This is a genomic window from Clostridium muellerianum (assembly GCF_012926525.1).
GTDB lineage: Bacteria > Bacillota > Clostridia > Clostridiales > Clostridiaceae > Clostridium_AM > Clostridium_AM muellerianum.
In genome coordinates this window covers 1-11,321 of the sequence record NZ_JABBNI010000039.1, presented here as the reverse complement: position 1 = coordinate 11,321, position 11,321 = coordinate 1, and the positions used below count along the sequence as shown (strand labels likewise).

The window sequence follows — 11,321 nt, the reverse complement described above, 5'->3', positions numbered from 1 at the left end:
TGTTAAGCACGCCGCCAGCGTTCGTCCTGAGCCAGGATCAAACTCTCAATTTAAAAGTTTAATCTGTACTCAAATTATTGACGTTAAACTTATTAGTTTAACTAATACTGGCTTATTTAAAATAAGAATTAATTCTTACTTTCACTCTGTTTAATTTTCAAGGACCTAATCGCCATCTAAACTTGATAGCTTTTTAATATTAGCATGATTCAAAAACTTTGTCAACATTTTTATCAACTTTGTTCAAATCATCATCATCTCCCGACGACAGTAGTTATTCTATCATAAATTTTGTACTTGTTATTACGCTAATATACTAATATTTGTATTTAAATTGTTTTTTCTTAATATATCTTTCTTTTTTGACATTATACATGTGTTGATACACCTGGAAAGGTTTATTTTGTTTAATTTTCATTTTCTTAAGAATCTATATATTATTTAGAGATAATTCAATTTCAGTTTTATTAAATAGCTCTTATTTTTAATTTTGTGTTTCAATTTAATAAATGTTTTCTTAACTTTTATATAATATAATAAGTATACATATATCATATTTGTTAGAATAACATAATTGTGAATCAAAATTTTTATTTTGATAAAGCAACATAATTAGTTTTCCTGTGCACTCCAATAAAACTTCTTTAATACATACCCCTTAATATAAGAAACTCTTTAGTAAAATCATCTCAATTATATGATGCCTAATTACATGATATCTATACAAAAATTTATTCTTAACTTTATATATACTATATTACAAATATTGATTTCACTTTTTAAGTGCACGATGTTTTATAAAGAATGTCCTTCTTCAAATAAGCATTTAGGTATTTATTTACAAATCAATCATAAAATTATGTACTTTTTTAAATTTTATATTGACAACTAGTATAACATTTATTATAATAATTTTTGTCGAAAGTAATTTGCTGGAGTGGCGGAACTGGCAGACGCACAGGACTTAAAATCCTGCGGGCTTTAAAACCCGTACCGGTTCGATTCCGGTCTTCAGCACCAAAAGCGAGGTTTAAACCTCGCTTTTTTATTTTTTTACATTCATTGCTACAATATCATAATAGTTTAAAGAACAAACACCGCTCTTAAAATTTTCGCAGGTTATACAACTTACAAACTCAGCTTTATTATTTTTAGCTTCGTACAAAGAATTATAAGCAGGACAATCCTCTCCCACCAACATATACATATCACTACCTAACATTATATCCTCACCTTCTTAACTTCAAATATTCTTTACCCCTATATTCTTCATATATTAACAAATCTACCACACTTATTATTACCAATAACAATTTTATTATAAATTCAGCTTATACCTTATTATAAAAATAATATGACTCAATGGTGCAGTGGGAGTATTTTAACTTTTACTCTGTGATATATAGTAAGTGTTATTAAAGCTACACCTTTTTATTAACATCTATATCACAATGTACTATAATGAATTTTTAATATTAGAATTGCAATAGTTACTACATAACTTTTTAGGTGGAGGTAGCTTTGAATATATGGTGTATAAAAGCTTTTGAGTGAATTTTAGGCATTAGAGCTCCTTAATAAACGGTCAGCTTTTTTACACCATATATTCAATGCAGACTCCACCTAAAAAGTTATGCTGCAATATGCCTATTTTCTAATTTAAAAAAAGCCTTTACCTCAGCTGAATCTATATCAGCCTAGGTAAAGACCTCTTATTTAATTATAAAATTATAATACATGGGTAAAAGCTAACGCAAGTATTACTATTCCAACAAATATTCTATACACTGCAAAAACTCTCATAGGCTTTTTCTTTAAAAACTTAATAAATTTATCTATTACAACTAAAGCTACTACAAATGAAACAACAAAACCTACTACTAAAGCTATTATTTCTGATGAATTACATGTAGAAAGAACATTATGTTTAATCAATGATAATCCAGATGCTCCAACCATCATAGGTATAGCAAGAAAAAATGAGAACTCTGCTCCTGCTACTGTAGAAAGTCCTGCTATCCATGCACCAATAATAGTAGATGCCGAACGTGACATTCCTGGCCAAAGTGCTAAACATTGAAATGCACCTATAATAAGTGCTTGTCTAGCATTTACACTTGAAATTGTAGTATGCCTATTATTATTTCTATACTTATTTTCCGCATAAATCATCCATACTGCCCCTACAACTAATGCTATTGCTACAGGAATTGGATAAAACAGTTTTTCTTCTATCTTATCTTTTAACGGAAAACCTAACACTATAGCAGGTATACATGCTATAAGTATAATAAGCCAAAATCTTAATCCTGATTCTTTAGGCGAAACTTTTCCACCTGGAAAAAAGTTTAATAGAGTTTCTTTTATTTTATCCCAATATAATACAACAACAGATAATATAGCTCCTAGTTGTATAACTACTTCAAACATATCAACATATGCTTTAGGATAAGCTGGCGCTTTAAAGTTTATTAAATTTCCAACTATAATCATATGTCCAGTAGATGACACAGGTAAAAACTCTGTGAGGCCTTCTATTATACCTATCACAACAGCTTTTAATATAAGTATTATATCCATATATTCACACTCACTTTCTTTTTAGTAGTATTCTCTTACAAAAAATTTCACACCACTAATTGCAATAACAATCTTTATTATACTATTTTTAATAGATAGTGCACAACTAATAAATTGTTACAAATATTATGTATTAGGCATATGAAAGAAAATAGCAAGTCAAAGATGTTAGTATATTTTGTGTCAGACAAGGAAACAGGTTCCGCTGATAGTTGTTCTATCAAAGGGTTCTGTTGACGCAGTATGACGCAAAATATACTAACATACTGACTTGTTATTTTTTTGAATATGCCTTAACTTTACTTTAAATTTAACCTTCATTTAGATATTTAATTCCTTCAAGTTTATCCAACCTATTAAGTATGTTTTCCACATGATAATTAAATACTATACTAATCTCATCTCTTTCCTTTTCTTTTAGTGGTTCTTTACTAAACATATCTACAACCTTAGCATAATTACTTTCATTAAGCCCACATACCTTTTCTATTGACTCAATTATTTTAAGATGCATATATATTTCATTGCACACACTAATAATATTCTTTATTTTATCTATACCTTTATTTTCATTTTGTTTTATTCTAAATTCTGAAGTATATGTATTTAAAGTTCCTTGTAATTGTAATATTTCACTTCTTAGCTTATCCAAATTTATACTTTCACATTTACATAGCTTGTTTTCTATAATAATAAACAATCTATCTATAGCAGCTATATAGCCATCGTATAATTTATCCCAATGTTTTGGTGGAAGTACAAAATAATTTACAAGCACAGATACAGTTATTCCTATAAAAGTATCAATTATTCTATTAACACTGTACATAAATGGGGTTCTTCCATTTAAATTTAGCATTATAGCAAGAAAAACTATACAGGATATAGTTACAGATTTATTCCACCCTAATGAATTGCATATAAATATCAAAATTACAATACCAACTCCACAAAGAATCACGTTATCTGGTGCTGTAAACGCACATACAAATCCTATAACTGCTCCAGCAATAGTTCCAAGCATTCTATTCTTTCCAGCTTTAAAAGAATCCGAAACAGAATTTTGCATAGCTATCACAGCTGCTATTGCAGCATAAAATATATACTCTCGATTAAATATATGAGCTAATGCTACACATATAGAAACGGATATTGCTGTTTTTACATTTCTCATACCTATTTTTTTTAATTTCACAAAACCACCAACCTCTTTAGTATAATTTAATTATATAATCTGATGATAAATGTTCATAATATCACAGATTATAACATATAAAAAAGCAACTAGTCTTGCCAACTTCCCAATTAATTTTTTATACATAAATCTAAAAATAACTTAATATATAAAAAACTACTGTCTAAATTATGAAAGTTAAAACTAGGTTACTGATTAATTATGATTTCTTACTATTATATTGTCAAATAATAAAAACTTTGTTTTCACTTAAATAGCAGTAAAAACAAAGTTTTTATTATATTTTCTATGCGTATTGAATTATTTTTGTTTCGGGACCAGCTTGGATTATTTCTTCTGGTACGCTTTTAAACTTTTTAAAGTTTTCTTTGAACTTCTCTGCCAATTCTGATGCCTTATGATCATATTCCGTTTTATTTTCCCAAGTACTTTTAGGATTTAATATTTCAGAAGGTACCCCTGGACATTGTAATGGCATTAAAATTTTAAATATAGGATGTTGTACATATTCGACATCTTTTAATTTTCCCTCTAATGCAGCTCTTACCATTGCTCTTGTATATGAAAGTTTTATTCTACTACCTACACCATATCCTCCATTTAACCATCCTGTGTTTACAAGATACACCTCTGTATTATATTTATCTATTTTTTCTCCAAGAAGTTTAGCATAAACAGAAGGATTCATTAACATAAAAGGTTCTCCAAAGCAAGCAGAAAATGTAGCTTTTGGTTCAGTTATTCCTCTTTCTGTTCCTGCTACTTTGCTTGTGTATCCAGACATAAAGTGATACATTGCAGCCTCTTTTGAAAGTTTTGATATAGGAGGCATTACTCCAAACGCATCTGCTGTTAAGAAAATGATTGTATTTGGACTTTTTCCTATTCCACTCTTTTCAATATTATCTATATAATCTAATGGATATCCTGCTCTAGTATTTTCAGTATATTTATTACTATCATAATCCGGTTCCCTATTTTCATTAAGCACTACATTTTCAAGTACAGTTCCAAATTTTATAGCATTATATATTTCATGTTCCTTTTCCTTATCCAGCTTTATTGTCTTTGCATAACATCCACCTTCAAAATTGAATATTCCTCTATCACACCATCCATGCTCATCGTCACCTATAAGATTTCTTTCGGGATCAGCTGATAAAGTGGTTTTTCCTGTACCTGATAATCCAAAGAACACAGCTGTTTTTTTGTCTGCGCCAATATTTGCTGAACAATGCATTGGTAGTACACCTTTTTCAGGCAATAAAAAATTCATTACTGAAAAAATAGATTTTTTTATTTCTCCTGAATATTGTGTTCCACCTATTAGTATTACTTTTTTATCAAAATTTACTAGTATGAAAGCTTCAGAATTTATACCATCCTCTTTTCCTCTAGCCTTAAAACCTGGAGCAGAAATAACATGAAATTGTGGATTGAAACTTGCTAAATCTTCTAAATCAGGTCTTCTAAATAATTGATTTGAAAATAAAGCCTGTGAAGCATTCTCACATACAACTCTAATAGGCAAATTATATTCTTTCATAGCTCCAACAAAGCCGTCAAATACAAATATATCTTTATTTTTTAAATATTCTGTAACTTCGTCATAAAATCTATTGAATACATTTTCACTTATTGGTAAATTTACATCTCCCCAATTTATTTTATCTTCTATACTCTTTTGTCTTACAATAAACCTATCTTTAGGTGATCTTCCAGTATATTTTCCTGTATTTACAACTAACGCTCCTTTATTCGATAAAACCCCTTCGCCACGTTTAATTGCAAACTCTGTTAACTCAGCTACTGTTAAATTTCTATAAATTGTTTCATTGCTTTTTATATTTATATATTCTAAATTTAAGCCCATGTTATCCCCCCTCAACATTATATAATAATTATTACACCTAGAAGAGAAAAATGCAAGAAAAAAATTATATTTTTTTGTTTATGCCAATTTTTTGCGAATAACCTTGCAAAAGTCTAACACACTTAACCCGTTTTTACAGTAAAATGTTACACTTTTTCAAATGTGCTATACTATTCATGCAAGTTTTTTATTTTTGACTTGCATGAATTAATTGTAATATTTAACTTATTAATAAACAATTACATATTGACGCAATTTTTTAAAAAATTAATTATATTTATTGTAAAAGACTAATGAATTATTATATAAAAAATACACCCTAGACAATCGCCTAAGGCGTATTTAATAAATAAAGTAATCTATATTTTAAAATTCATCCTAATAAACTTTAATTCAATGCATTACATTAAGACATAATAATATAAGTTTACAACTTAAAATCTAAAATAGTGTGAAATTGTTAAATGAATTGCTAATTATCTATACAAGTTTTAATAAAATACTCAAATAAACACTTATTAATGTTATGCATAAATTTTATATTATGAATTGCAAGTGTATACACTATGCTTATATTACTTCTCATCTTTTCTTATCAAGTATATTGCGTACACTATAAGTCCTGCCCCTATAATTTGAGTTAAATACACATGTTCTTTTAGAACAAAAAAAGATACTATCATAGCTGTAGGTATTTCTAGATTGCTGATTATAGAAACCTTTAATGAGCCTATATACTTTATAGCAGAATATAATAAAGTCAACGGAATTATCTCGCATACTACTGCAAGAATAACTATATATATAAAGCTCTCTATTTTAATATTTCCTTCAAATAAAAAATATGGCCATTTGTATAATAGCAGTGATATTAACGAAAATAAAGTTGAGTAGGCATTAATTGATAAAGAATCTATTCCTTCTAACTTTTTTTCAGTATATAAATTCATGAAAGCATAAAATACTGCGCTTAAAAGCCCGAAAACTATTCCTACTGCTGAATATTTAAAACCTCCAGACAAAATATTTAAGGTCAATAAACATCCTAGAAAAGCTAAAAACATTATTAATACTTTTTTTCTACCTAACTTCCGCTTTTCAAAAATGGCAGAATATATCAATACCATTATTGGATAAGTAAATAAAAGCATAGTAACTACAGCCACAGGTAAATATTCAAAAGCCTTATAATAAAATATAGTCATAAAAGTATTTCCTACTATACCTAGTATGGCTAAATTAAATAATTGTTTTTTAGTAACATGTAATTTTTCTTTTTCTTTTATAAATGCTACAACAAACATAAGTAATACAGCTATAATGTACTGTACAGTAAGTAAGCTTATGGAATCCAATCCTGTTTTTAATATTAGCTTAACAAACAATCCTGCAGCACCAAATAATATAGCTGAAATTATTGAATAAATATAACCTTTTTTCAAAACGATCACTTCCTAACTAAATTCAGCTTTAAATATTCTAGTATAATAATAAGCTGAAATACTGTCATCTTTCTATAAAGAAAAATGGTTCTTCTATATTTTAACATTGAACATACCGTATTGTACAATTTATATATTCTATAAAACTCTATAAATGTATTTTATTACTGAAATTATTTTTTTAATACAGGTTAACATATATAGAGAAGAAAAAATAAAGCGGGTGATTATATGAAAAGAAGTACTTATTCTAGTATTTGTATTTTTACAACAATTTTCATGTGTTTATCTATACACTCAAAAACTAGTGAAGATATTTTACACACTACATATTATAATTCCCCTAATAATAAAACCTTAGGTTATAATTACGTAAATTCAGATGTTCAATCCTTATACCCTAAAGAAGTTTTTTTAACGTTTGATGATGGTCCTTGTATAAATAATACACACAAAATATTGAAAATATTAAAAGACAACAACGTAAAAGCCTCCTTTTTTGTAGTGGGTATAAAAGCTACTGAAAATCCTGAGGTATTAAAAGAAATACATAACAGTGGAATGTGTATTGCTGTACACACATACTCACATGATTATAAAAAAATATATAAAAATTTAGATGCTTATCTAAATGATTATGATGCTTGCTGTAATGTTATACAAAATTTAACTGGCAAAACTCCTTCACCTTACATAAGACTTCCTGGTGGTTCTACTAATTTAGTTACAAGCAAATCCAATTTAAATTCTATAAAAAATGCCTTAAATGAAAAGGGTATACGATATGTAGATTGGAATGTGTGTTCTGGTGATGCTGAAAGCCATGTAGTTGCTGTTGATAAAATTAAAAATAATGTCATGACTCAATGCAAGGATAAAAACTTTGCAGTAATTTTAATGCATGATACTTATTATAAATACTTTACTGTAGAGGCACTTCCTGATATTATAAACTATTTAAAAAATGAAGGATATGTATTTAGAACCTTTGATGATGTAACCCCTGCAGAAGAATCCGAAATGATAAAATTAAAGATAATTAATAAATAAATTCAACTGTCGCATTACGCGGCAGTTGAAAATTTTAATTCTTTTTAGTTTCCCTATTTATAATAAATTCTTTAGCCTTTAATTCAAAACTGTCATCTAATAGATCTAGCTCCACTTTTTCTCCATACTTATTAAATAACGCAGTTTCAATAAACCTGTCTGCTAACTCAGGATTTTTTGAAAGAAGTGATCCGTGAAAATATGTACAATAACAATTTTTATATATACAACCTTCATATCCATCTTCTCCATTGTTTCCATATCCAGCAAGTGTTTTTCCAAGAGGCTTTAATTCTTTTCCTATATAAGTTCTACCTGAATGATTTTCAAATCCTACATAGGTTTCATTAAATTCTTCATTGTGTATAACTGTATTTCCTATAAATCTTATACTGCCACCCTCTGAATACACATCTATAATGTTAAGTCCTTCAAGCTTTTCTCCATCAGGAGTAGTATAATATTTTCCAAGTAATTGATATCCACCACAAATAGCTAAAAATACTTTTCCGCTTTCTATGTATTCTGTTATACCTAACTTTTTAGTTTCATTTAAATCTTGTGAAACTATAGACTGTTCATAATCTTGTCCGCCTCCAAAAAAAGCTATATCATATTTTGAAGCTTCAAAAGTATCTCCTAAAGATTCATTAATTACATTCACCTTTATTCCTCTTTGTTCAGCTCTATATTTTAAAATAAGAATATTTCCTAAATCTCCATACACATTTAACAAATCCGGATATAAATGACATATATTAAGTTCCATTATATTTACAACTCCTTATATTTATTATTACTATGAAACCTCTACCAAAGCTTTTTAATAAATCCTTTATTATTTAGGAACTTTCTAAAATTAATCATAGCAGTATAAGTAGCAAGTATATAAACTGTGTCATTACTACACTCTTTTATTTCTTTTAATATCTTTTCATAATCTTCACATATTGCAAATTTATCTTTTGAAAGTCCTGCAACCTTAAGTCTTACAGCCATATCATAAAGCCTTATACCCGAAACCATCACTTTATCAATATTTAAAGAAGATAATCTTTCGAAGTTAACATCCCATATCCATGATACGTCTCTACCATCCGCATAATTATCATTTAAAAGCACCGATAAAGAAAATCTTCTTTCATCTAAGCTTATAGTGTTTATTGCTTCATTATATCCTGCTGGATTTTTAACTAAAATTATTTTTATGTCTTTTCCATGTACATTTATACTTTCCTGTCTTCCAAAGCTGCTCTTTTGGCTCTTTAAAGAATTTATAATTACAGAATCCGAAATCTCACATACTTTTGCAACTGAATATGCACATAATGCATTATATATGTTATACGTTCCTGGTTGATTTATGTAACACTCATTTCCATTTATCATAACTGCTGAACCTGCTGTATTTTGATCCTTTATTTCATCTACAGAATAATCTAATTTAGGCCTCTTATATCCACAATTTTCGCAGTAAAAATCCCCTAAATGATTATAAGTAAGATAATTGTATTTATAAGGGCTCTTACACTTCTTACAAAACTTCGCATCTGCATTTATATCTATTTCTGTCTCTTTATTTAAAGAATCTTTAAATCCATAATATATAGTTCTGTTAGGAAGCCCCAAATCTCCAAGTAAAGATTCATCACCATTTAAAACTAAATTAGATAATGGAACCTTTTCAATTCCTTCAAGAATTTTCTTAAGTGTAGTATAAACCTCACCATACCTATCCAATTGGTCTCTAAACAAATTAGTTACTGTTATAACTTCTGGAGTAACATATTCTGTAACAAATTTTACATTTGCTTCATCACATTCAATAACCGCATACTTAGCAGTTGAACTGCTTGAAAAAGAAAAATGCTCCACAAAACAAGAAACTATTCCTGGAAGCATATTAGCACCTGTATTATTTGTAATTACACGTTTACCACTATCCTTTAGCATATTATAAATCATACTCGTTGTAGTAGTCTTACCATTAGTTCCTGTTATAAGTACAATTTTATAATCTTCACATACAGTTTTTAAAATATTTCTATCTAACTTTAATGCAACCCTTCCCGGGAAATTACTTCCTCCTTTAAATAAAGCCCTTGATAAGCTTATCACCATTTTTGAAACTATAATACTAAAAAAAGATTTAATTTTAATTTTTCACACCACCCTTGTTTTTTTTAGTTAAGAGTGAAGAGTTAAACCTACAACATATAAACTATTAACTATCAACTATTAACTATTACCAACTTATATCTAACTCTAAATATTATAATACAATAATTAGTTTTTTTACATCATAATTTTAGGCATAGAACTCCCCCTACTTCTTAAATCATTGATCAAATTCAAAAATTCGGAGGTATACAACATTTTTTGCATCATACCTAACTTATTTTATCTCATATTATTCTAAAATAGAAGCGACATTTTAGTGCTTTTTTATATAAAATATCTATTGATTTTAGTTTTTATTCGTTAAAACGTTAATATTTTCACAATTACACTTATCTTTGTCCTTATATTTCTTTCTTTTTCTTACTAACGTTGATGCATCTATCCCTAGTTCCTTTGCCGCCGATCTAACATTTCCATACTTTTCAAAGGTAGTTTCTATAAGCTCTTTTTCTAAACTTTCCACAGCTTCCTTTAAACTAAAATGTTCATTCTTTTCAATATGCTCTACTACGCTATTAGATTCTATTTCATTACAATCATGAATGGTTTTTATATTTAAATCACTTCTAAGTATTTTATCACCTGTACACATAATTATAGTTCTCTCCATTATATTTCTAAGTTCCCTTACATTACCTGGCCAATCATACTTATATAAATAATCTAAAGCTGCACAAGTTATTGACTTATTAAAGTTATATTTGTTATTAAATTTATCCAAAAAATACATTACTAAAGGTTTAATATCTTTTCTTCTTTCTCTTAATGGTAATACCGTAATTGGTATCACATTTAAACGATAATACAAATCTTCCCTAAAAAGCTTTTTATCTACCATATCTTTCAAATCTCTATTAGTTGCTGCTATAATTTTTACATCTATTTTAATGGTTTTAGTTCCGCCTACCCTTGTAATTTCGCTCTCTTGAAGTACTCTAAGAAGTTTAACCTGCATATCTAATGGCAGTTCACCTACTTCATCCAAAAATAGGTTTCCATT

9 protein-coding genes and 1 tRNA gene are annotated in these 11,321 nt (G+C 27.9%); 2 read left to right on the top strand and 8 right to left on the bottom strand.

Annotation, left to right across the window (positions count from 1 at the left end):
• Nucleotides 1–931: 931 nt before the first annotated feature.
• Nucleotides 932–1,020, top strand: a tRNA-Leu gene (locus tag HBE96_RS17860).
• Nucleotides 1,021–1,045: 25 nt separating this feature from the next.
• Here HBE96_RS17860 and HBE96_RS17855 read toward each other — a convergent pair.
• The 5 genes from HBE96_RS17855 to HBE96_RS17835 form a co-directional block, all read right to left on the bottom strand.
• Nucleotides 1,046–1,222 (bottom strand): hypothetical protein, encoded by a 177-nt coding sequence (locus HBE96_RS17855; RefSeq protein WP_169299081.1) that lies wholly within the window; start codon nt 1,220–1,222, stop codon nt 1,046–1,048.
• Nucleotides 1,223–1,728: 506 nt separating this feature from the next.
• Nucleotides 1,729–2,580 carry an undecaprenyl-diphosphate phosphatase gene (locus HBE96_RS17850; protein WP_169299080.1) on the bottom strand — a complete coding sequence of 284 codons (852 nt, stop codon included), beginning with the start codon at nt 2,578–2,580 and terminating at the stop codon, nt 1,729–1,731.
• Nucleotides 2,581–2,890: 310 nt separating this feature from the next.
• Nucleotides 2,891–3,775, bottom strand: a complete 885-nt coding sequence (locus HBE96_RS17845; protein ID WP_169299079.1) for an aromatic acid exporter family protein — start codon at nt 3,773–3,775, stop codon at nt 2,891–2,893.
• 286 nt (nt 3,776–4,061) lie between these two features.
• Nucleotides 4,062–5,648, bottom strand: coding sequence for a phosphoenolpyruvate carboxykinase (ATP) (gene pckA, locus HBE96_RS17840; protein ID WP_169299078.1), 1,587 nt, complete (start codon nt 5,646–5,648; stop codon nt 4,062–4,064).
• A gap of 575 nt (nt 5,649–6,223) precedes the next feature.
• Nucleotides 6,224–7,099 carry a DMT family transporter gene (locus HBE96_RS17835; RefSeq protein ID WP_342590201.1) on the bottom strand — a complete coding sequence of 292 codons (876 nt, stop codon included), beginning with the start codon at nt 7,097–7,099 and terminating at the stop codon, nt 6,224–6,226.
• Between the two features lie 222 nt (nt 7,100–7,321).
• Here HBE96_RS17835 and HBE96_RS17830 point away from each other — a divergent pair, with 222 nt between their 5' ends.
• Nucleotides 7,322–8,140, top strand: a complete 819-nt coding sequence (locus tag HBE96_RS17830) for a polysaccharide deacetylase family protein (protein WP_169299076.1) — start codon at nt 7,322–7,324, stop codon at nt 8,138–8,140.
• Nucleotides 8,141–8,174: 34 nt separating this feature from the next.
• Here HBE96_RS17830 and HBE96_RS17825 read toward each other — a convergent pair whose 3' ends face one another.
• From HBE96_RS17825 to HBE96_RS17815, 3 genes are all read right to left on the bottom strand, one after another.
• Nucleotides 8,175–8,909 (bottom strand): type 1 glutamine amidotransferase, encoded by a 735-nt coding sequence (locus HBE96_RS17825; RefSeq protein WP_169299075.1) that lies wholly within the window; start codon nt 8,907–8,909, stop codon nt 8,175–8,177.
• A 41-nt stretch (nt 8,910–8,950) separates the two neighbouring features.
• On the bottom strand, nt 8,951–10,261 hold the full coding sequence (locus HBE96_RS17820) for a Mur ligase family protein (protein WP_206154990.1): 1,311 nt from the start codon (nt 10,259–10,261) through the stop codon (nt 8,951–8,953).
• Between the two features lie 346 nt (nt 10,262–10,607).
• A partial coding sequence (locus HBE96_RS17815; RefSeq protein WP_169299074.1) for a sigma 54-interacting transcriptional regulator occupies nt 10,608–11,321 on the bottom strand: 714 nt, incomplete at its 5' end.

Bases quoted from the DNA above. Each gene is read 5' to 3' on its own strand.
- HBE96_RS17855 (WP_169299081.1), bottom strand. From the start codon at position 1,222: ATGTTAGGTAGTGATATGTATATGTTGGTGGGAGAGGATTGTCCTGCT.
- HBE96_RS17850 (WP_169299080.1), bottom strand. From the start codon at position 2,580: ATGGATATAATACTTATATTAAAAGCTGTTGTGATAGGTATAATAGAA.
- pckA (WP_169299078.1), bottom strand. From the start codon at position 5,648: ATGGGCTTAAATTTAGAATATATAAATATAAAAAGCAATGAAACAATT.
- HBE96_RS17830 (WP_169299076.1), top strand. From the start codon at position 7,322: ATGAAAAGAAGTACTTATTCTAGTATTTGTATTTTTACAACAATTTTC.
- HBE96_RS17825 (WP_169299075.1), bottom strand. From the start codon at position 8,909: ATGGAACTTAATATATGTCATTTATATCCGGATTTGTTAAATGTGTAT.
- HBE96_RS17820 (WP_206154990.1), bottom strand. From the start codon at position 10,261: ATGGTGATAAGCTTATCAAGGGCTTTATTTAAAGGAGGAAGTAATTTC.